Origin of the sequence: Mycobacterium dioxanotrophicus (assembly GCF_002157835.1) — a bacterium.
Lineage (GTDB): Bacteria > Actinomycetota > Actinomycetes > Mycobacteriales > Mycobacteriaceae > Mycobacterium > Mycobacterium dioxanotrophicus.
On the sequence record NZ_CP020809.1, the window covers coordinates 6841368 to 6861563 of the forward strand.

General features: G+C 66.7%; 21 protein-coding genes. 14 read left to right on the forward strand and 7 right to left on the reverse strand.

Going from position 1 to position 20196, the window contains the following annotated elements:
- Nucleotides 1-2: 2 nt before the first annotated feature.
- Genes BTO20_RS33230 through BTO20_RS33240 form a run of 3 tightly spaced genes read right to left on the reverse strand, consistent with a single transcriptional unit; the run spans nt 3 to nt 1581 of the window.
- A complete protein-coding gene (locus BTO20_RS33230; RefSeq protein WP_087080335.1) occupies nt 3-512 on the reverse strand; it encodes a carboxymuconolactone decarboxylase family protein in 510 nt (169 codons plus the stop codon).
- Nucleotides 509-1033, reverse strand: coding sequence for a VOC family protein (locus tag BTO20_RS33235; RefSeq protein WP_087080337.1), 525 nt, complete (start codon nt 1031-1033; stop codon nt 509-511). The genes BTO20_RS33230 and BTO20_RS33235 overlap by 4 nt, the downstream gene beginning before the upstream one ends.
- A complete protein-coding gene (locus BTO20_RS33240; RefSeq protein WP_087080339.1) occupies nt 1030-1581 on the reverse strand; it encodes a TetR/AcrR family transcriptional regulator in 552 nt (183 codons plus the stop codon). The genes BTO20_RS33235 and BTO20_RS33240 overlap by 4 nt, the downstream gene beginning before the upstream one ends.
- On the opposite strand from BTO20_RS33240, the gene BTO20_RS33245 reads away from it, so the two are divergent.
- Nucleotides 1492-1815, forward strand: a complete 324-nt coding sequence (locus BTO20_RS33245; RefSeq protein WP_332460248.1) for a VOC family protein — start codon at nt 1492-1494, stop codon at nt 1813-1815. The genes BTO20_RS33240 and BTO20_RS33245 overlap by 90 nt on opposite strands.
- Nucleotides 1816-1869: 54 nt before the next feature.
- Entirely contained in the window at nt 1870-2694 is an 825-nt protein-coding gene (locus tag BTO20_RS33250; RefSeq protein WP_087080343.1) for an SAM-dependent methyltransferase, read from the forward strand.
- Here the strand turns inward: BTO20_RS33250 and BTO20_RS33255 are convergent.
- Nucleotides 2664-3257 carry a VOC family protein gene (locus BTO20_RS33255; protein ID WP_087080345.1) on the reverse strand — a complete coding sequence of 198 codons (594 nt, stop codon included), beginning with the start codon at nt 3255-3257 and terminating at the stop codon, nt 2664-2666. The two genes, BTO20_RS33250 and BTO20_RS33255, sit on opposite strands and share 31 nt — an antisense overlap.
- 101 nt (nt 3258-3358) lie before the next feature.
- On the opposite strand from BTO20_RS33255, the gene BTO20_RS33260 reads away from it, so the two are divergent.
- From BTO20_RS33260 to BTO20_RS33295, 8 genes are all read left to right on the forward strand, one after another.
- Nucleotides 3359-3988 carry a TetR/AcrR family transcriptional regulator gene (locus tag BTO20_RS33260; RefSeq protein WP_087080347.1) on the forward strand — a complete coding sequence of 210 codons (630 nt, stop codon included), beginning with the start codon at nt 3359-3361 and terminating at the stop codon, nt 3986-3988.
- A complete protein-coding gene (locus BTO20_RS33265) occupies nt 3985-5127 on the forward strand; it encodes an alpha/beta hydrolase (protein WP_198344160.1) in 1143 nt (380 codons plus the stop codon). The genes BTO20_RS33260 and BTO20_RS33265 overlap by 4 nt, the downstream gene beginning before the upstream one ends.
- On the forward strand, nt 5118-6083 hold the full coding sequence (locus BTO20_RS33270; protein WP_087080352.1) for a 2-hydroxyacid dehydrogenase: 966 nt from the start codon (nt 5118-5120) through the stop codon (nt 6081-6083). Before BTO20_RS33265 ends, BTO20_RS33270 begins: the two co-directional genes overlap by 10 nt.
- 114 nt (nt 6084-6197) lie before the next feature.
- Nucleotides 6198-8867, forward strand: a complete 2670-nt coding sequence (locus BTO20_RS33275) for a hypothetical protein (protein ID WP_157680387.1) — start codon at nt 6198-6200, stop codon at nt 8865-8867.
- The gene (locus BTO20_RS33280; protein WP_087080356.1) at nt 8864-9232 is read left to right on the forward strand and encodes a hypothetical protein; all 369 of its coding nucleotides are present in this window, start codon (nt 8864-8866) and stop codon (nt 9230-9232) included. Before BTO20_RS33275 ends, BTO20_RS33280 begins: the two co-directional genes overlap by 4 nt.
- A gap of 139 nt (nt 9233-9371) precedes the next feature.
- Nucleotides 9372-11588 (forward strand): acyl-CoA dehydrogenase, encoded by a 2217-nt coding sequence (locus BTO20_RS33285; protein ID WP_087080358.1) that lies wholly within the window; start codon nt 9372-9374, stop codon nt 11586-11588.
- Nucleotides 11589-11661: 73 nt separating this feature from the next.
- Nucleotides 11662-11946, forward strand: coding sequence for a hypothetical protein (locus BTO20_RS33290; RefSeq protein WP_087080360.1), 285 nt, complete (start codon nt 11662-11664; stop codon nt 11944-11946).
- A 5-nt stretch (nt 11947-11951) separates the two neighbouring features.
- A complete protein-coding gene (locus tag BTO20_RS33295) occupies nt 11952-12263 on the forward strand; it encodes a hypothetical protein (RefSeq protein ID WP_198344161.1) in 312 nt (103 codons plus the stop codon).
- Nucleotides 12264-12330: 67 nt separating this feature from the next.
- Here the strand turns inward: BTO20_RS33295 and BTO20_RS33300 are convergent, their stop codons facing one another.
- Together BTO20_RS33300 and fadD2 are read right to left on the reverse strand one after the other, a co-directional pair.
- Nucleotides 12331-13113, reverse strand: a complete 783-nt coding sequence (locus BTO20_RS33300) for an SDR family NAD(P)-dependent oxidoreductase (protein ID WP_087080365.1) — start codon at nt 13111-13113, stop codon at nt 12331-12333.
- Nucleotides 13114-13217: 104 nt separating this feature from the next.
- Nucleotides 13218-14924 (reverse strand): long-chain-fatty-acid--CoA ligase FadD2, encoded by a 1707-nt coding sequence (fadD2, locus tag BTO20_RS33305; RefSeq protein WP_087080367.1) that lies wholly within the window; start codon nt 14922-14924, stop codon nt 13218-13220.
- Nucleotides 14925-14980: 56 nt separating this feature from the next.
- On the opposite strand from fadD2, the gene ligD reads away from it, so the two are divergent.
- From ligD to BTO20_RS33325, 4 genes are all read left to right on the forward strand, one after another.
- Entirely contained in the window at nt 14981-16210 is a 1230-nt protein-coding gene (gene ligD / locus BTO20_RS33310; RefSeq protein ID WP_087083026.1) for a non-homologous end-joining DNA ligase, read from the forward strand.
- Nucleotides 16211-16387: 177 nt separating this feature from the next.
- On the forward strand, nt 16388-17140 hold the full coding sequence (locus BTO20_RS33315) for a (Fe-S)-binding protein (protein ID WP_087080369.1): 753 nt from the start codon (nt 16388-16390) through the stop codon (nt 17138-17140).
- Entirely contained in the window at nt 17137-18600 is a 1464-nt protein-coding gene (locus tag BTO20_RS33320; RefSeq protein ID WP_087080371.1) for a LutB/LldF family L-lactate oxidation iron-sulfur protein, read from the forward strand. The genes BTO20_RS33315 and BTO20_RS33320 overlap by 4 nt, the downstream gene beginning before the upstream one ends.
- Nucleotides 18597-19205 carry a LutC/YkgG family protein gene (locus BTO20_RS33325; protein ID WP_198344162.1) on the forward strand — a complete coding sequence of 203 codons (609 nt, stop codon included), beginning with the start codon at nt 18597-18599 and terminating at the stop codon, nt 19203-19205. The genes BTO20_RS33320 and BTO20_RS33325 overlap by 4 nt, the downstream gene beginning before the upstream one ends.
- On the opposite strand, the gene BTO20_RS33330 is transcribed toward BTO20_RS33325, so the two are convergent.
- A complete protein-coding gene (locus tag BTO20_RS33330; protein ID WP_198344602.1) occupies nt 19202-20194 on the reverse strand; it encodes a LacI family DNA-binding transcriptional regulator in 993 nt (330 codons plus the stop codon). The two genes, BTO20_RS33325 and BTO20_RS33330, sit on opposite strands and share 4 nt — an antisense overlap.
- Between the last annotated feature and the right edge of the window lie 2 nt (nt 20195-20196).

Consider the following 20196-nt stretch of genomic DNA (forward strand, 5'->3'; position numbering starts at 1 on the left):
TCTCAGTTCTCGGGCCGGACCCCGAAGGTGTTGAGGAAATTACAGACCATTTGGTAGAACCCGACGGTCAGCGTGAAGTCGGCGAGCTGGTTGGCCGTCAACACCGTCAACGCCTCATCGCGTTCCGCATCGGTGAGGGTGTGCCGGTCCAACAGCACGTCGGTCAACCGCAGCAGCAGGGCCTCGCGCTCATCGAGGCCGTCGGTCGCTCCGGATTCGGCGGCCGCTATGGCGTCCTCGCGCATCCCGATGGCCCGGCCGATGTTGACGTGTTGATAGGTCTCGTAGCCGGCCTGGTATCGGTACCCGACCCGCAGGATCACCAACTCCCGCGAGGTCGCCGGTAACGAATTGTGTTGCAGCACATCGGCCGCCATGGACAGGAAGCCGGGCGCCAGGTTCGGGGTGTGGCTGATCATCCGGAAGATGTTCAGCGACGCCCGTTGTGTGACGGCCTCGCGCAGCTCGCCGGGCAGCGTGTCGGGATCGGGGTAGGCGAATTCTGAGGTCATCCGAGCACCCGGATCGGGTCACTGCCGTCCCAGTTGGCGGCCACGTCCCGGACATAGGCGAACATCTGACCTTTGGGGCCGCTGATGTCACTGATCTCGATCACCGTGCCCTGGTCGAATTCGGTGTCCAGATAGGCGAATCGGCCCAGTTCGCCTCCGATGCAGCCCTCCTGGCCCACGGTGTACCCGGCCGCCAGAGCGCGGTCGTAGAGGCCCTGGTAGTCAGTACTCCAGTAGGCGATGTGCTGGGCCCCTTCGCGTCCGGACTCCAGGAAGTCCCGGTACATCGACGGGGCATCGTTGGTTGGCTGGATGAGTTCGAGCTGGACGTCCCCGGAGTTGGCGAGCGCCACACTCATCGTCATCGCGGAATCCTCACCGCGGTACCGGAAATAGTCGGTGACGACGTTCTCGACGTAGAACCACGGCCCGACACCGTGATGGCCCCAGCGGTCCATCGAGGCGTGGATGTCACGCACCACATATCCGATTTGGTTGACGGTGCCGAACATTCGGCTCATTGCAGCTTCTCCTGGGTCAGTCTGGCGGTTACGAGTTGTTCGATCTCCGAGCGGGCCGCGGCAAGGTCGACGTGGTCGTCGATCAGCGCTTGCAGCGCCACCCCGCGCAGCATGGCGATGATGACTGTGGCCAGCCCGTGCGGATCGACCGAGCCCGGCAGCCTGCCCCCGGTCACAGCCGGCTGCAGACGCTTCTCGATCTCTTCCCGGAACTCCCGGTCGGCCGCCACCATCGACGGCCTGATCTCCTCCGACGGATTGGTGACGGCTTCGGCCCAGAGCACGAGCCGGGCCCGGTTGACCGCAAGCGGATTCGACAGCACCGTGAAGTAGATGTCGATCAACGCCAGGAGTTCACCGAGCGGATCGGAGCCTGACCGGTCGAACATCGCGTCACGGAACTGATGCGTGACAGTTTCGACCAGGCGTTGCATCAATGCGCCTTTGGAACCGAAGTGGTGGGTGGCCAACCCCCGGCTGTAGCCGGCACGTTCGCCGACGCTGGCCAGGGCCGCTGCATTCACGGTGAGGTCAGTGCGGGCGATCATGTGATCTGGCTGCACCCTTCAGCGACCGACTATCAATCGCCCAAGTCGCTCGGCGCGGCAACCGGCATGACAGTGATCGTCGTCGACAACGCCGATGACCATTACCGCCGCAGCCTCGCCGCAGGCGCCCAGGTCATCGAGGAACCCACGGACCAGCCCTATGGCGTCCGTGAATGGGGAGCCCGCGACCTTGAAGGTCAACTGTGGTTCTTCCATTCACCGCTATCTGACTGAGAGTGCGGCAAAAATATCCAAGACGGTCCGCGATCCGACCCGCATGATGACGTCATGAGTTCTGGACAGGGCGTGGCCGACACCGGACTGATGGTGGCCGCCATCCGCGCCAAGGAATCCCGCCGCGACGACCGGCTGTTCACCGATCCGTTCGCCGAGAAGCTGGCCGGCGAGTCCGGGCACCGCCTGCTCGAGGAGGCCATCGCCACCGCCGGCGACAAGACCACACTGCAGATCGTGGTGCGCACCCGCTTCTGGGACGAGGCCCTGCTACGCGTGGTCGCGGCGGTCGACCAGGTGGTGATCCTGGCCGCCGGGATGGATGCCCGGGCCTACCGCCTGCCGTGGCCCGACGGCACCACGGTCTACGAACTGGACCAACCTGCGGTGATCGCTGCCAAAGCCGAGGCTCTGGCCGGTGAGCAGCCACGCTGCCGACGCGTCGCCATCGGCATCGACCTGGCCGAGGACTGGCCTGCCGCACTGCAAGCGGCAGGCTTCGACCCCCAGCACCCAGCGGTCTGGCTGATCGAAGGGCTGCTGCAATACCTCGATGAATCCGCGGTGCGCACCCTGTTCGAAACCATCGATACGGTGTCCGCACCCGAGTCGGTACTGCTGTACGACGTGGTGGGCAAGACCCTGCTGGACAACGTGATGCTGACGGCGGTCCGCGAGCACATGGCACGCAACAGCGCACCGTGGTTGTTCGGCACCGATGAACCCGGCGAGCTGAGTGGGCGGCTGGGCTGGTCGGCCGTCGTCACCGACGTGGCCGAACCCGGCAACCGCTGGAACCGGTGGTTCGCCCCCGCGGTGCCGCTGGACGTGCCGAACGTCCCGCGCGGCTACTTCGTCGAGGCAGCCAAGGGCGCCTGAGCCGGCCGGCGGTCCGCCGCAGTCTTCGGGGGCACATGGATGTCCTCGTCACTGAATTCCTTCGTCCAGCACGCGAATTCGAGAGTGATGCCGTCCGGGTCGAAGAAGTAGAACGACCGCACGTACACACCCGGATGCACTGTGGGCGAGACCTGCATGGCGCTGGTGTCATGGTTGAGCACGGGGCCCACCCGCACGCCCTTGTCCTTGAGCTTCTGCCGGTACTCATCGAACTTCTCGGCGGGCACGTGCAGCGCGAGGTGGTTCATCGAGCCGGTGGCGCTGACGATCTCACCGATACCGGGGATCGCGGCAGGCGCCGACACCCCGGGTACGCCGTCGGGCGCGTCCCGGAACCAGAAGAACGCGACGCAGTCGCCGTTGCCTGCGTCGAAGAAGAAGTGCTGCCCCATGCCGCCGGGCAGATCCAGCGATTTCACCAGGGGCATGCCCAGCACGTTGCTGTAGAAGTCGACGGTCCGTTCCATGTCCGAACACACCAGTGCCACATGGTTGATGCCGCCGAGCTCGAACTCGGAATTGGGATTGTTGGGCTTGATCACGTCGCGACTCCTCCGCTGCGAACCCGCCGAGAACTGGCGTGGCTCCCAATCTGAATCTAACATCAGATTCAGGTCTGATCAACGCTCGAACAAGGAGTCCCGTGACCGTCAGCCCCCGTGAGCAACTGCCGACCGCGCGGGGTCGGCAGACCCAGGCCGCCATCGATGCGGCCGCTCGGGACGTGATCGCGCGCAAGGGCATCCTGGCCACGACCATCGCCGATATCGCCTCGGAAGCGGGCCGGTCCACAGCCTCGTTCTACAACTACTACGACTCCAAAGAGGCCATGGTCCGCGAATGGGCCCTGCGCTTCCGCGACGAGGCCCGCGACCGCGCACGCGCCGGGGCCGAACCTGGGTTGTCCGGCTGGGAACGTTCGTATGAAGCCGCCGCCGCCCACTGGCAGACCTACCGGCACCGCCTCGCCGAGATCATCAGCGTGTACCAACTCGCCATGGTCAACGAGGATTTCGCCCGGTACTGGGCCGAGATCTGCGAACTGCCCATAGGGTTGATCACCGATATGGTCAAACATGCTCAGCGACAGGGCTTCTGCCCAGACGACGATCCGCACCTGACCGCCGTCGCGCTGGTGTCGACACTCAACCAGTTCTGCTACACGCAGCTATCGGGAGGCAACGCCGCCGACGTCGACGACCAGGCCTGCGTGACGACCCTGGCCAACATCTTCTACCGGACCATCTACCACAAGGAGAGCGCGCGTCCATGAGCAGAACCTCCGGGTCGGCAGCGGCCGCGGGTGTGGTCCGCGAGTTCGTCGGGCTGGAATCCCCCACCGCGCGCCGCGCCGGCGCAGGCGGACACCCGTGTCAGGGCATCTACTACCGCGGCGTCGGCCGCAAACCCAAGGTGGCGATGATCGCCACCCACTACCAGATCGACTTCTCCGAGCACTATCTCGCCGATTACATGGCCACCCGGGGTATCGGCTTCCTCGGCTGGAACACCCGGTTCCGGGGCTTCGAGAGCAGTTTCGTGCTCGACCACGCACTGGTGGACATCGGTGTGGGAGTGCGCTGGCTGCGTGAGGTCCAGGGCATCGAAACCGTGGTGTTGCTCGGCAATTCGGGCGGCGGTTCGCTGATGGCCGCCTACCAGGCCCAGGCCGTTGACCGGCACATCACCCCACCCGAGGGCATGCGCCCGGCGGCGGGCATCGGCAATCTGCCACCGGCCGACGGCTACATCGCCAGCGCCGCCCACCCGGGACGTCCCGACGTGCTCACGGCATGGATGGACGCGTCGGTGATCGACGAGAACGATGCGGTGGCCGGCGACCCCGCACTGGACCTGTTCGACCAGCGCAACGGCCCACCCTTCGCACCCGAGTTCGTCGCCCGCTACCGGACCGCCCAGATCGCCCGCAACGACGCCATCACGGATTGGGTCGAGCAGGAACTCGAACACGTCCAGGCCGCCGGATATTCGGACCGCCCGTTCACAGTGCTGCGCACCTGGGCCGATCCCCGAATGGTGGATCCGACCATCGAACCGACCGCACGTCAGGCCAACCTCTGCTACGCCGGGGTTCCGGTCAAGGCCAACCGCTCGGCGCGGGGTATCGCCGCGGCCACCACGCTGCGCAACTGGCTCGGGATGTGGAGCCTGCGCCACGCCCAGACCCGCGCCGAGCCGCACCTGACCCGCATCCACTGCCCGGCGTTGGTTATCAACGCCCACCAGGACACCGGGGTGTACCCCTCCGATGCGCAACGCATCTTCGGCGCGCTCGCGGGCACCGACAAGACGCAGTGCTCGATCAACACCGACCACTACTTCACCACGCCGGGTGCCCGCAGCGAGCAGGCCGACACCATCGCCCGCTGGATCGGCAAGAGATGGCGGTGAGTCCCGGCCCGATCCGGGTCCTCGCGCATTTCGAACCAGGCGAGAAGGTGCTGGACTTCCTTGCGCCCCATCTTGATTGGCTTGACGTCCGGTTCTGCGCCGAGGACGACGACGCCACGTTCCACCGGGAGCTGCCCGAGGCCGAGGTGCTCTGGCACGTGTTGCGGCCGATCACCGGCGACGATCTGCACCGAGCGTTGCGACTGCGGCTCGTGCACAAGATGGGCGCCGGGGTGAACACCATCGACGTGGACACCGCAACGCAACTGGGGATCCTGGTGGCCAACATGCCCGGCGCCAACGCGGCCTCGGTGGCCGAGGGCACGGTGCTGCTGATGCTGGCCGCGCTGCGGCGCGTGATCGAACTCGACCAGTACACCCGTGAGGGCGACGGCTGGCCGACCGATCCGACGCTGGGTGAGACGGTCCGCGACATCGGCGGCTGCACGGTCGGGCTGATCGGCTACGGCAATGTCGCCCACCGAGTCGAGCGGATCGTCACGGCCATGGACGCCGACGTACTGCACACCAGCACCCGCAACACGGGCCATCCACGCTGGCGCAACCTACCGGAGTTGTTGTCCACCAGCGACATCGTGTCACTGCACCTGCCACTGACAGACGCCACGCGCGGGCTGCTCGACCGGGACGCTCTGGCCTCGATGAAGCCCGGTTCGGTCATCGTCAACACCGCGCGCGGTCCCATCATCGACGAGACTGCGCTGCTCGAAGCCCTTGGCACCGGGCAGATCGCCGCGGCCGGGCTCGACGTGTTCGAGGTCGAGCCGATTCCGCACGGGCACCCGCTGCTGGGGCTGGAGAACGTGGTGCTCACGCCACACGTGGCCTGGTACACCGTCGACACCATGCGGCGCTATCTGCAGGCGGCGGTGGACAACTGCCGGCGCATCCACGACGGCCAGCCGTTGGTCAACGTGGTGAACGACGTGACCTAGGCCCCGCCCAGGGATCAGGCCGGCCCGGCTCAGGCCAACTCATCGCAAAGACGTCGCCCGCAAGACGGGCCTAACGGGCAACCGAGCCGGTCACTGGGTGGCTAGCATCCGAGAGTGGTCGCTGATCTCAGCCATCGGGATAAGGCGGATTCGCCGCGCCCCGTACGACCCACACCACAACCACAGCAGTCGACGCAGCCGCGTTCCGATGCCGCCCATATTCTCGACCTGCAACGTCAAGCCGGGAATCGTGCGGTGGCCGACCGCATTCAATCGATTTCGGTGCAACGTGGTGACGAGAAGACCCCGAAGCAGCGCGCGCAAGAGGCCGCCGATGCACGGAGTCCCGAAGCGATCGCCGCCCTGGACAGAGATGCGATCAACGCGGCCACCCCGGAGCAGCGGCTGGCCATGATCGACGTGCTCAACTCGTCGGGAACCCAATTCCAGCGCATCCAGTTGCCATACCTGTGGGATGCCTTCGGCGACCAGCTGCGGGCAACGGCCGAAGCCAATGGTGACCGGTGGAAGAAATCGTTCACCGTCGCGGCGTCGCTCATGCGATCGAACTACAACGTTGTCCAATCCCGCACCATGTTCGTTCGCGACGTCGTGCACGTCGCGAACGACTATTTGGATGTCAACGAGCAGTACTGCAAATCGGAGTTCGGACGATTCGGCTTGACCGAAAGCGGTGACATCCCGATCGGTCCGCCGACGGCCGACCAGGCCCACGCACTGGAAAGCACACGCAACGACGCGGCCAAACTCGCCGCCGACCAGGAAGCGATGGCTGACCTGCGCAACGTTGTCGTCGGCTACACCAATATCGAATCGCCGCCCGGAGGCACCGGCGCACCGGTCTACGTGGGCCAGCAAGCCAGGTTTGATCCCGACAACGCACCCGGCGCCGGTCCGCAGCCCGACGACCTGGCGAAGGGCATGAAGACCTGGGAGGAAGTCAAAAAGCAATACGACGCGCTCGACCGCCTCATTCGTGCTCGCCTGATGGTGAACCCCACGCTGTTTCCGCTTGCCAGGGGCACGCCCGAAGACGCGAGCAAAACCAAAGCCGTGGCGGCGGGCTCACAAACCGACGCGCTCAAAACGATTGGCGACGGGCTGAAAGGCGTCCTGGACAACATCGGCAAGGCCCGGCCGATGCTCTCGGTACTTGCCCCCGATCTCGAACCCATCCACGGGCAGCTCATCGCCGGCACCCGTACCGGCTCGCCTGACCGCAACTGGAAGACGTCAGCGTTCTACAGCGCCATTGCGGCCGACATGGTGGAGGAACGCAAACCGGGACCCTGGTGGGAAGCGCTGGGGCTCGCCGCAGCGGAGTTGGGTGCGTACGTCGTCGCGGGTTTGGCCACCGGCGGCACCGCGCTGGCAATCGGCCTGGCGGCCAAAGGTGCGATGAACACCGCTCTGGCGGCAGGCAAAGCCGATGCCATGCAAAGCGCATACGGTGCGACGACCACCGAGGAGATGTCCCTGATCACCGAGGGACAAGTCAACGCCGCGCAGGCCGAACTCATCGAAACGGCCGCGTTCGCATTGATCGACACCGTGTTCGCCGCGGGCGCAGTTCGCGGGGCATTGCGCGAGGTTCTCCACTTCGAGAAGGCCGCAGCCGAGGGGGCGACACGGGCAGCCACCGCCGCCAACAAGTGGATGGCGAAAGAGGCGGCGAAGGAAGCGACAGCGGAGGCGAAGTCCGCACTGCCCGCGTTGCAGGCAGAAGCCGCGAACGCGCAGAAGGCTCTGGAAGATGCGCGAAGCGCCGCGCAATCCGCGACGCCCGAAGAATCGGCGCGCGCAGCCGCAGCAGTCAAGCGTGCCGAGGAGGCTTCAGAGAAAGCACGAGGCTTGTTGCAAGCAACCCAGGAGGCGGCGGAAGGAAAGCGGGTTGCGCGCGCGGCGCCCGTCGTCGACCCAAATGGGCTGGGCAGTAAGGCCTCCTACGATGCCACCGTCAAGGCCGCGCGGAAGGAGATCGGCTCGGCTTGGAAGACGATGACCTCGGCCGAGCGGGAGGCCAAGGTGGTCAAGATCGTTCAGGACCGCATGGCGGCACAAGGCATACCCGACTTCGCGGCTGTCATCCACACGCCCGGTAAAGGCGGCGCCGCCGCGGACTGGGTGACGTGGAGCCTGCATATCGACCCCGCTCTTTTGGACGGCCTGCACTCGATGGAGGACGTCGTGAGCCTCGTGTACCACGAAGCGGTGCACTTCGAAGACTTCATCAACGTGGCCCGTTTGAAGCTCGGCGAGAACCTGACCCCCAGCCAGGTTCAGCAATTGCTGGGTATCGATCAGCGTGGTCTCACCGCCGCAGTCAACCGCGGCAAGCTGCTGCCCGCCGCCGCCGAATACACCCGCGCCAAGGCGGTTTTCGAGAGCATCTGGGGAGTCAACAAGGGCGCTCGAGACGCCATCTATCGGACCATGACCCTGACCAAGCTCGACTTCGAGCTGGAGCAACTCCGATTCAACAGTGTCGTCGACCAGCAGACCGGCCAGCTACGCCCAGGAAAGACCACCGCCGATCTCCAGACGGCACAACAGTATTACCAGCAGAAGGCTGCTGCGCACGCAGCGTCGATCCGCGCCTACGAGCAGCTTCCTGAGGAAGTACAGGCGTACGGCGCTCAGGAGGCATTGCTGCAATCCTTTGAGCGAGCGGACTTCCGGCGAAAGCTCAACATGGCAATCGCTGCGGTGGTAGCCGCCGGCCTCAGCGCAGCCGGCCTGTCGCAGCTCGCGGAGGAGAAGTGAACGACGCCTGGTCCCTGATCGTGGAGTGGTCGACGCGAATCGGCGCGCCGGCCACGGCGGCCGAGCTGACAGCCTGGCTGGCCGTCCCGTTCGACGAGGTCGGGACGATGGTCAGGGGCCGGCCCCGCGACGGTCGAGTCCAGTGGCTGCAGGCCAGTGTGCAGTCAGGGCAACTTCGTTCCGCGCACCTGCAATTGGCGCAACCGGCGCCGCTCGACGAGTTGGTCGTCCGGCTCGGGCCGGGGAAGCGGTACTGGGCGGTCGACGCGTCGTCCGAACGCGTCGCTTGGACGATGGACGCCATCACCGTGACCGCGCAACTCTCGCTCGACGGACGGGTGACCGCGATCGACATCGCCGGGTGATACCGACTCCGGACCGACGTGTCGTGGAGTTGCCTGCGGCGAAGTGATCCAGCCCGGGAGCGGTGGCGCCGATCACCCCGGCGTACCCTCGAACCCGACCCACCGGTTAATAGGGAAATGCTGCCAACGGAGGAACCGCATGCCCATTGCCATCACGTCTGAGCACACCGACCTCGCCGATTCGGTCCGATCGTTCGTGGCCCGCGTCGCACCGTCCGAGGTGCTGCACGAGGCGTTGGACGCCGACTGGGAAAGCCCGATCCCCAATCCCCCACCGTTCTGGAAGGCCGCGGCCGAGCAAGGCCTGCAGGGCGTGCACTTGTCGGAATTCGTTGGCGGACAAGGGTTCGGCATCCTCGAGCTCGCCATCGTGCTGGCTGAGTTCGGCTACGGTGCGGTACCCGGGCCGTTCGTCTCGTCGGCGATAGCCAGCGCGCTGATCGCCGCGCACGATCCGGTGGCCAACGTGCTGGCCGGGCTCGCCTCCGGTGAGGCCATCGCGACCTACGCCATCGATTCCGGGCTGACCGCGACCCGGCACGGCGACGGACTCGTGATCCGCGGTGAAGTGCAGGCGGTGCCGGCCGCCGCGCAGGCCTCGGTCCTGGTGCTCCCGGTCGCGATCGACTCCGGCGAGGAGTGGGTGGTCCTCGACGCCGACTCGCTGGAGATCGAACCGGTCAAGAGCGTCGACCCACTGCGTCCGCTGGGCCACGTGCGGGCCAACGCGGTCGAGCTGAGCTCCGACGACGAAGCCGCGCGGGTGCTCAACCACCTCAGCCGGCCACTGGCCCATGCCCTGATATCCACCCTGCTCTCGGCCGAGGCCATCGGCGTGGCGCGCTGGGCCACCGATACCGCCGCGGCCTACGCCAAGATCCGCGAGCAGTTCGGCAGGCCCATCGGCCAGTTCCAGGCCATCAAACACAAGTGCGCCGGGATGATCGCCGAGACCGAACGGGCCACCGCGGCGGTCTGGGATGCCGCACGAGCCATCGACGACTTGCGCGAGAACGATTCAGCGGAAGCCCATTTCGAATTCGCCGCAGCCGTCGCGGCCACACTCGCGCCCGCCGCGGCGCAGCACTGCACGCAAGACTGCATTCAGGTGCACGGCGGCATCGGCTTCACCTGGGAACACGACGCCAACATCTACTACCGCCGCGCACTGGTGCTGGCGGCGGCCTTCGGCCGCTCCGCCGAATATCCGCAGCGCGTGGTCGACACCGCGACCACCACCGGGATGCGGCCCGTCGACATCGACCTCGACCCCGACACCGAGAAACTGCGCGCCGAGATCCGGGCGGAAGTCGATGCCCTCAAAGCGATTCCGCGCGAGGAACGCAACATCGCCATCGCCGAGGGCGGCTGGGTGCAACCGCATCTGCCCACGCCGTGGGGCCGCGCCTCCGAACCGATCGAGCAGATCATCATCGCCCAGGAGTTTTCCGCGGGCCGAGTGAAGCGCCCGCAGATGGGCATCGCCGCCTGGATCATCCCGTCCATCGTGGCGTTCGGCACCGACGAGCAGAAGCAACGGTTCCTGCCGCCCACCTTCCGCGGCGAAGTGATCTGGTGCCAGCTGTTTTCCGAACCCGGCGCCGGATCGGATCTTGCGAGCCTGACCACCAAGGCCACCAAGGTCGACGGTGGCTGGCGCATCACCGGACAGAAGATCTGGACCACCGCTGCGCAGTACTCGGCGTGGGGCGCGCTGCTGGCGCGTACAGATCCGAGCGCGCCGAAGCACAACGGCATCACCTATTTCCTGCTCGACATGAAGTCACCGGGTGTCGAGGTCAAGCCGCTGCGCGAACTGACCGGCAACGCGATGTTCAACACCGTGTTCATCGACGACGTCTTCGTGCCCGACAGCATGGTGCTGGGCGAGGTGAACCGTGGCTGGGAAGTCAGCCGCAACACGCTGACCAACGAACGCGTGTCGATCGGCAGCAGCGAGCCGCCGTTCCTGGCCAACCTGGACCAGTTCGTGGAGTTTCTGCGCGACGGCCACTTCGACCAGATCGAGCAGAACCGGGCCGGCCAGTTGATCGCCGAAGGCCACGCGGCCAAGGTGCTCAACCTGCGCTCGACCCTGCTCACGCTGGCCGGTGGCGACGCGATGCCCGCAGCCGCCATCTCCAAGCTGTTGTCGATGAAAACCGGTCAGGGCTATGCCGAATTCGCGGTGGCCTCCTTCGGCACCGCCGCGGCGATCGGGGACAACACGCAGCAGCCGGGCCGGTGGGCGGAGTATCTGCTGGCCAGCCGGGCCACCACCATCTACGGCGGCACCTCGGAGGTGCAGCTCAACATCATCGCCGAACGATTGCTGGGACTGCCGCGCGACCCGTAACTCTTGCTGCTCGCCGGGGATGTCCGGTGCTACCGTCGAAATAGGCGGACGTCACAAACGGTTGGCATTGGTGATGAAGATGTTCAGGCAACGTGTACTGCGCCCGGTGTTGGTGGGCGCCGCAGCGCTGTCGGTTGTCATCGCACCGACGGCGGTCATCGAGCAGATCTCACCCGGGCCCACCGAAACTCGCGCCGACCCATGTGTAGACGGCGTCATTCCGTGGAACCCCTACATCGTGAACTGCAACCTACAGCCCAGAATGCCGCGGGTGCGCGGCGCGGCTCCCGATGCCGGAGCCATCATCGCGTGCCGCGGCAAGCCGGGATGCCTGTCGTGGTACGTGAACGGGCCGTGAGAATGATGACCAACGACGTCGAAAAGCGTTGGCACGACCCGCAGATGTTCCGGTCGGCCGTCACCTACGTGGTGTGCGTCGTGGTGGTGGCAGGTGTGGCGCTCGCGTCGTACGCGTTCATCGGTGACCACTCGGTGCTGTCCGCCATCCTGGTGCCCACTGTCCTGTTCGTCGGCGGTGTGGGCGCATTCGTGCGCACTTACCAGGTGTGGAAGGTCGGCGGGACCTGGCCCATCTGGCATGGGGCCGGCTGGTTCCTGCTGGCTCTGTCGCTGGTCTGCCTGGCCGTGCCGGGTTCAGCGATACTGTCCCCGTAGGACTGTGCCCAGCGGCCAGTTATTGCACGCGATCCACGAAAATCCGTGCAACAACTGGCCATTCGGCCTAGGGCAGGATCGAGTCCACGTAACCTCCGTCGACGCGCAACGCGCCGCCGGTGGTCGCCGAAGCCAGCGGCGACGCCAGGTAGGCCACGATGTTCGCGATCTCCTCCGGCTCGATCAACCGCTGCAGAAGCGACTGCGGCCGGTACTTGATCATGAACTCCCGCTGCGCTTCATCCCATGGGAGCGACTTGTCGACGAGCTGATAGACGAAGTCCTCGACTCCTGCGGTGTGGGTCGGCCCGGCGATCACCGAGTTGACCGTAACCCCGGTACCGGCGGCCTCTTTCGCGAAACCGCGCGATACGGCCAGCAGTGCGGTCTTCGACACCCCGTAGTGGATCATCTCCGCAGGGGTCACGATCGCCGAGTCACTGGCGATCTGGATCGCACGGCCCCACCCCCGCTCGACCATCCCGGGCAGGTAGCTACGGATGAGTCGTACCGAGACAAGGACATTCACGTCGAAGTAGGTGCGCCACTGCTCGTCGGTGATCTCCATGGGCGGCACCGCGCCGAAGATGCCGAGGTTGTTCACCAGGACATCGACGGCGGGCAGCGTCCGCAATAGTTCGGCCGTCCCCTCCTCGGTCGTAACGTCGGCGGCCACGCCGATCACGTCGAGGCCGGCCAGTTTGGACACGGCCTCGTCGACCCGTTCGGCGGTGCGGCCGTTGACGGCGACGCGGGCGCCGCTGCGGGCGAGGTGTTCAGCGATGGCCAGCCCGATGCCTTGCGTCGAGCCGGTGACGAGTGCGGTCTTTCCGGTGAGGTCGATGTTCACGTCGCAGTACTACCTCTCGCCGGTCCCCTTTTATTTCAGCGCGACCAGACACGCGGGTACGCGACACGCGGGCTCTCCGGTACCGCCATGTCTGCTCGCCGGGATCAGTCCCCGCTGTCTGATTCGTCGGCTCCGCCGACCGCGATGTCCCGGAGCTCGCGTTTGAGGATCTTGCCGGTCGGGTTACGCGGCAGCTCCTCGAGGAACACCACCTCCCGGGGCACCTTGTAGCGGGCGAGGTGGTCTTTGACGTAGGTCTTGATGGCGTCTTCGTCGATGGTGGCGCCCTCGGCCTTGACCACGAAGGCACGCAGCCGCGCACCCCAGTCTTTGTCCTCGACACCGAGCGCCGTGGCCTCGACGACCTCGGGATGCCCGCTGATCAGGTCCTCGACCTCGGCCGGGAACACGTTCTCGCCGCCGGACACGATCATCTCGTCGTCGCGGCCGCTCACGTAGAGCAGGCCGTGCTCGTCGAAGTAGCCGACATCACCCGAGGAGAGCATGCCGTCGATGATCTGCTTGCCGCCTCCGCCGGTGTAGCCCTCGAACGGGAAGGTGTTGCCGACGAAGATCCGCCCGACCTCCCCTTGCGGCACTTCGTTGCCGTTGTCGTCGAAGATCTTCACCCGCACGCCCTTGACCACCGGCCCGACCGTCGCGGGGTTGATCGAGAGATCCTTGGGCCGCGCGATGGTCGCGAACGCGATCTCGGTGGAGCCGTACAGGTTGTAGACGACCGGCCCGAGATCCTTGAGCGCGCGCGTGGCCAGCTCGGCACCCAGCTGGGAACCGGAGACGAACACGATGCGCAGCGACGACAGGTTCGGTTTGGGCGAGGTCTGGTCGAGGGCGTCGAGGATGCGCGACAGCATGACCGGCACCACCACCATGGCCGTCACCTTGTGCTTCTCGATGTCCGCGAGCACCGTGGCCGGTTTGAAGCGGCGGCGCAGCACCAGCGTGGTGCCGAGCATCATCGCGATGGTGCCGTGCAGGAAGCCCAACGCGTGGAACATCGGGGCGGGCAGCGAGGTGATCTCGCCGGCCTTGAACGGAACGTGCGACAAGACGCCGCCGATCGGTGCGAGCGATGGCGGAGTGCTGCGGTTGGCGCCCTTAGGCGTTCCGGTGGTCCCGCTGGTCAGGATGATGATCGACGAATGCTTGCTGACCTTGGGCGCGGGCTTGCCGCTGCTGCGGGCGATGAGATCGGCCAAGGTCTCGTCGGTGCTACCCGACGGTTCCTCCTTGTCCGGGTTCTTGCCCAGGGCGCGCAGCTTGCCCAGTTCCGGTTCGGCCTGCGAGACCGCGGCGGTGTACTCGTCGTCGTAGATGATCACCTTGGCGCCTTCGCGCTCGGCGACCTCCTTGATCTGCGGCCCGGAGAACTCACTGTTGAGCAGGATGATCCGGGCGCCCGTGCGGGCCGCGCCGTACACCGCGATCAGGAACCACCGGTGGTTGCGGGCCAGGATCGCGACGCCGTCGCCGCCCGTGATCCCCATGGTCAGCAGGCCGTTGGCAACCGCGTGGGCGGCCTGGTCGAGTTCGCCGAAGGTCAGCTCCCCGTCGTCGTCGATGACCGCGGTGCGATTGGGGTGACGACGCGCGTTGAGCGCGGGAATCATGCCGAACTCGCCCCAGCGCACGATGTCGGCCAGCATCGCGGCCATGTTCTGCGGCGGTTCGAGGCGTAATGCGCCTGCTTCGAACATCTTGCGGGCGTAGTGCAACTCCGCGGCACCGCGGTCAAGGTATCGCTGGGCTTTCCCCGCGACCTGCGCAGGCAGGTCAGAAAGACTTGGCATGGGGCCCACAATATGTGACGCGGGTCGCAGTCGGGCGGGATAGCTACCATGAGCTGATGGCCGGTGGTGTGACACTGGATGTGGATGGTCTGCAGGTGTCGGTCAGCAACCCGGACAAGGTGATTTTCCCTGACGCCAACGTCACCAAACGGGACCTGATCGACTACTACCTCGCGGTTGCCGACGGTGCGCTGCGCGGGGTTTCCGGGCGTCCGATGATTCTCAAACGGTTCGTCAAGGGCATCACCGCCGAAGCGATTTTTCAGAAGCGCGCGCCCGAGAAACGCCCGGACTACATCGACGTCGCCGAGCTCAAATACCGCTCCGGCACATCGGCCAAGGAAGCCGTCATCGACACCGCCGCCGGGCTGGTGTGGGCCGTGAACCTCGGCTGCGTCGATCTCAACCCGCATCCCGTACTGGCCACCGATCTCGACCATCCCGACGAATTGCGCGTCGACCTGGACCCGATGCCCGGCGTCGACTGGCGCCAGATCGTCGAGGTGGCACTCATCGCGCGCGACGTGCTGGAGGATCACGGCCTGACGGCGTGGCCGAAGACGTCCGGCTCGCGAGGCTTTCACATCTACGCCCGCATCCACCCCCGCTGGCCGTTCAAGCAGGTCCGGCTCGCCGCCGAGACGGTCGCGCGGGAGGTGGAGCGACGCGCTCCGGAGCTTGCGACGGCGCACTGGTGGAAAGAGGAGCGCGAAGGAGTCTTCGTCGACTTCAACCAGAACGCCAAGGACCGCACAGTCGCCTCGGCCTACTCGGTGCGGGCGACGGCCGACGCGCGGGTGTCCACGCCGTTGCGCTGGGACGAGGTTCCGGGCTGCCGGCCCGAGGTATTCACCATTTCCACAGTGCCCGCGCGGTTCGCCGAGATCGGCGATCCCTGGGAAGGCATGGACGACGCACCCGGCGGCCTGGACGCACTGCTGGAGTTGGCCGACGAACTCGGCCCCGCCGAGAAGGCCCCCAAGGGTGCGTCCCGCGACGGCCGGCGGGTTTCTACGATGCCGCTCATCGAGATCGCCCGCACCAAGACCCGTGATGAGGCCATGGCGGCGCTGGACGTGTGGCGTGAGCGGCATCCGGCTGTCGCTGAACGGCTTGAGCCCGTGGACATCCTGGTCGACGGCATGCGCGGGCCGAGCTCCATCTGGTACCGCATCCGGATCAATCTGCAGCACGTACCGGAAACCGAGCGCCCGCCACAAGAGGATCTGATCGCCGACTACAGCCCGTGGGAGAACTACTCCGGGAAGCAGTGGCGGCAGGGCTGACTCTGCCGGCGCCTCGGCGTCTTTCGAACGCGAGTCCGACGTTGACACCTGACTGCCGTCACACTACGTTCGTCCCAGATGATTGAAACGTTTCAGTCGAGGGAGGCCTCTGGCATGACCCTGTGGACCCACGAGTCCGCAGCCGCGGCCGTGGCGCCGCCGGTAGCGTGAGGCGTCATGCGAATCGCCCTGTTCGCGACCTGCCTGGCTGACGCCCTGTTCCCGCCTGCCGCCATCGCCACCGTCGAATTGCTGGAGCGGCTCGGCCACGAAGTCGCATTTCCACCCGGCCAAACCTGTTGTGGCCAAATGCATGTCAACACCGGATACCTCAGAGAGGCCACCGCTGTGGTGCGCAACCACGTGGAGGTGTTCGAAGCCGCGGACTGCGACGCCGTCGTCGCCCCCTCCGGGTCCTGTGTGGGTTCGGTACGTCACCAGCACGCCATGGTCGCCCGCCGCGCGGGCGACGAGGAACTGGCCGCCCGCGCCGAGGCGATCGCGGCCCGCACCTACGAACTGTCGGAGTTCCTCGTCGACGTGCTCGGAGTCGAGGATGTCGGCGCCTACTACCCGCACCGGGTCACCTATCACCCGACGTGCCACTCGCTGCGCATGCTGGGCGTCGGCGACAAGCCGCTACGGCTGCTGCGCCATGTCCGCGGCCTGACCTTGCTGGAGCTGCCCGAAGCCGAATCCTGCTGCGGTTTCGGCGGAACCTTCGCCCTGAAGAACTCCGACACCTCCACGGCCATGCTGACCGACAAGATGACCAACATCCTCGACACCGGCGCCGAGGTGTGCAGCGCCGGCGATTCGTCGTGCCTGATGCACATCGGCGGCGGGCTCAGCCGGTTGCGCAGCGGGGTGCGCACCGTGCATCTGGCGGAGATCCTGGCGGGCCGGGGCGGGAATGGGACGGGAGCATGACCACCTTCCTGGGCACCCCGGGCGTGGGCAATCTGCGCGGCGACGAATCCTTTCCGAAGGCAGCGCGCAGCGCGCTCGACAATTCCCAGCTGCGCCGCAACATCGGTCACGCCACCCACACCATTCGCGCCAAGCGGCTGGGCGCAATCCGCGAATGCGCCGACTGGGAAGAACTGCGGGCCGCGGGCAGCGCACTCAAACAAGACGTGCTGGCCCGGCTCCCCGAACTGCTCGACGAACTCGAACGCAACGTCACTGCGCGCGGGGGTGTGGTGCACTGGGCCCGCGCCGCCGACGAGGCCAACCGCATCGTCGCCGAATTGGTGCGCGCCACCGGCGCCGACGAAGTCGTCAAGGTCAAGTCGATGGCCACCCAGGAAATCGGGCTCAACGAATACCTGGAAGCCGAAGGCATCACGGCGTTCGAAACCGACCTCGCCGAACTGATCGTCCAACTCGGCCACGACAAACCCAGCCACATCCTGGTCCCCGCGATCCACCGCAACCGGGCGGAGATCCGCGAGATCTTCACCCGCGAGATGCCCGACGCCGGTGAGCTCACCGACGATCCGCGGGTGCTGGCGATGGCCGCGCGGGCGCATCTGCGGCGCAAGTTCCTCACCGCCAAGGTCGCGATCAGCGGGGCGAATTTCGGTGTCGCCGAAACAGGAACGCTGGCCGTGGTGGAATCCGAAGGCAACGGCCGGATGTGCCTGACGCTGCCGCAGACCCTCATCACCGTGATGGGCATCGAGAAGATCGTGCCGAGGTTCACCGACCTCGAGGTGTTCATGCAGCTGCTGCCCCGCTCGTCGACCGCCGAGCGCATGAACCCCTACACCTCTATGTGGACCGGGGTGCATCCCGGCGACGGGCCGCAGCAGTTCCACCTGGTCCTGTTGGACAACGGCCGCACCCGCGTCCTCGCCGACGACGTGGGACGTGCTGCGCTGCACTGCATCCGGTGCAGCGCGTGCCTCAACGTGTGTCCCGTCTACGAGCGCACCGGCGGCCATGCCTACGGGTCGGTGTACCCCGGGCCGATCGGGGCGATCCTCAGCCCACAGCTCACCGGGACCACCGGTCACGACGATCCCAACGCCAGCCTGCCCTACGCGTCATCGCTGTGCGGAGCCTGCTTCGAGGCGTGTCCGGTGCGCATCGACATCCCCTCGATCCTGGTGCATCTGCGCGCCGAGCAGGTGGATGCCGAACGCGGCGGCCTCCCCTCCGGTCAGGATCTGGCCATGCGCGCCGCCGGCTGGGCGATGGCCTCCGCAGGCCGCTTCTCGCTGGCCGAAAAGGCCATGGCCGCTGGACGATTGGCCGCAGGCCGTGATCACCGCATCTCCGCACTGCCGTGGCCTGCCTCGAAATGGACCGCCAGCCGCGACATTCCCGAGCCACCGAAGGAGACCTTCCGGCAGTGGTGGATCCGCACGCACGGGAGCACGCCATGACCGACCCACGTTCAGAAATTCTCGGCCGGATCCGCACGGCCCTGGCCGGCGCCCCACCGCAATCTGTTGCGGTACCCCGGGATTACGACCACCAACCGCTCACCGGGCCCTGCAACGTGGACCGGTTCGCCGAAACGGTGGCCGAATACCGAGCTCGGGTACACCGCGTCGCCGCTGCCGACATTGCCGCCACCGTGCGCGAACTGACCGGCGCCGACGCCACCGTGGTGATCCCCGCCGACGTGCCCGCCGACTGGGTCACCGGGGTGCGTACCGTCACCGACGATCCGCCGCTGGGAATCGACGCCCTCGACGCGGCCGACGCGGTCCTGACGGGGTGCGCCGTCGGGATCGCCGCGACCGGCACCATCGTGCTCGACGCGGGCGCCACCCAGGGCCGACGTGTCCTCACCCTGGTACCCGATCACCACATCTGCGTCGTGCGCGTCGATCAGATCGTCGACACCGTGCCACAGGGATTCGCCGCACTCACCGCGACCCGCCCGCTGACCTTCATCTCAGGACCCAGCGCGACCAGTGACATCGAACTGGAACGCGTGGAAGGGGTGCACGGCCCCCGCACCCTGGACGTGCTGATCGTCTAGCCCGCCGTGGAGTCCCGCACGATCAATTCCGGTTGGAACACCACATGTTTGGGCTCGCCGGGGCGGCCTTCGGCGGCTTCGACGAGCAGGTCCACCGCCGTCGCGCCGATCTCGGCGGTGGGCTGGCGCACGGAGGTCAATGGCACGACAGCCGAACGGGCGAAGTCGATGTCGTCGTAGCCGACCAACGCGATGTCGCGAGGCACCTGCACCTCACCCATCAGGGTCAGCGCCTGCAATACCCCCATGGCCAGCAGGTCGTTGGCACAGAACACCGCATCGGGGCGATCCTCGGGACGGCGGTCTCGCAGCCGCTCGCCTGCCGCCCGCCCGTCGAGCACGCTGGGGGCGCTGGTGTCGATGATTTCCAGTTGTGCGCCAGGGGTTTCCGCGACAGCGGCGGCAGCGCCCTGGCGGCGGTCCCGGATCTGCCGGAGCGTCGCAGGGCCGCCGACGAACGCGATGCGGCGTCGTCCGATCGCACAGAGGTGCTGCACGGCCAACCGCGCACCGGCAACGTCGTCGACCGCCACCGAATCGAATGCCGTTCCGCTGCCATCGCGGTCCACGAGCACCACGGGAGTGTCGCGGTCCCGCAACGCATTCAGTCGAGCGAGGTCCTCACCGACAGGCGATACCAACAAGCCGAACACCCGCTGCTCGTCGAAAGCGTCGATGTAGGCACGTTCCCGGTCGCCGTCGTCGTCGGAGGTGCCCAGCAGGACCGTGAGATTGTGTTCGCCCGCGCGCCGTTCGGCAGCCCGGGCGATATCGGTGAAGAACGGGTTGCCGATGTCGAGCACCACCAGACCCACGCTGCGGGACCGGCCCGCTTTGAGCTGGCGGGCGGCGTCGTTGCGGACGAAGCCCAGTTGGTCGATGGCGGCCTGCACCCGGGCTACTGTTGCCGGCGCGACCTTGTCCGGAGCGTTGAGCACGTTGGAGACCGTGCCCACCGATACCGACGCCGCGGCGGCGACCTCACGCATGC

Coding starts and splice junctions, on each gene's coding strand:
- BTO20_RS33230 (WP_087080335.1), bottom strand. CDS start 512: ATGACCTCAGAATTCGCCTACCCCGATCCCGACACGCTGCCCGGCGAG.
- BTO20_RS33235 (WP_087080337.1), bottom strand. CDS start 1,033: ATGAGCCGAATGTTCGGCACCGTCAACCAAATCGGATATGTGGTGCGT.
- BTO20_RS33240 (WP_087080339.1), bottom strand. CDS start 1,581: ATGATCGCCCGCACTGACCTCACCGTGAATGCAGCGGCCCTGGCCAGC.
- BTO20_RS33250 (WP_087080343.1), top strand. CDS start 1,870: ATGAGTTCTGGACAGGGCGTGGCCGACACCGGACTGATGGTGGCCGCC.
- BTO20_RS33265 (WP_198344160.1), top strand. CDS start 3,985: ATGAGCAGAACCTCCGGGTCGGCAGCGGCCGCGGGTGTGGTCCGCGAG.
- BTO20_RS33270 (WP_087080352.1), top strand. CDS start 5,118: ATGGCGGTGAGTCCCGGCCCGATCCGGGTCCTCGCGCATTTCGAACCA.
- BTO20_RS33285 (WP_087080358.1), top strand. CDS start 9,372: ATGCCCATTGCCATCACGTCTGAGCACACCGACCTCGCCGATTCGGTC.
- BTO20_RS33290 (WP_087080360.1), top strand. CDS start 11,662: ATGAAGATGTTCAGGCAACGTGTACTGCGCCCGGTGTTGGTGGGCGCC.
- BTO20_RS33295 (WP_198344161.1), top strand. CDS start 11,952: ATGACCAACGACGTCGAAAAGCGTTGGCACGACCCGCAGATGTTCCGG.
- fadD2 (WP_087080367.1), bottom strand. CDS start 14,924: ATGCCAAGTCTTTCTGACCTGCCTGCGCAGGTCGCGGGGAAAGCCCAG.
- ligD (WP_087083026.1), top strand. CDS start 14,981: ATGGCCGGTGGTGTGACACTGGATGTGGATGGTCTGCAGGTGTCGGTC.
- BTO20_RS33315 (WP_087080369.1), top strand. CDS start 16,388: ATGCGAATCGCCCTGTTCGCGACCTGCCTGGCTGACGCCCTGTTCCCG.
- BTO20_RS33320 (WP_087080371.1), top strand. CDS start 17,137: ATGACCACCTTCCTGGGCACCCCGGGCGTGGGCAATCTGCGCGGCGAC.
- BTO20_RS33325 (WP_198344162.1), top strand. CDS start 18,597: ATGACCGACCCACGTTCAGAAATTCTCGGCCGGATCCGCACGGCCCTG.
- BTO20_RS33330 (WP_198344602.1), bottom strand. CDS start 20,194: ATGCGTGAGGTCGCCGCCGCGGCGTCGGTATCGGTGGGCACGGTCTCC.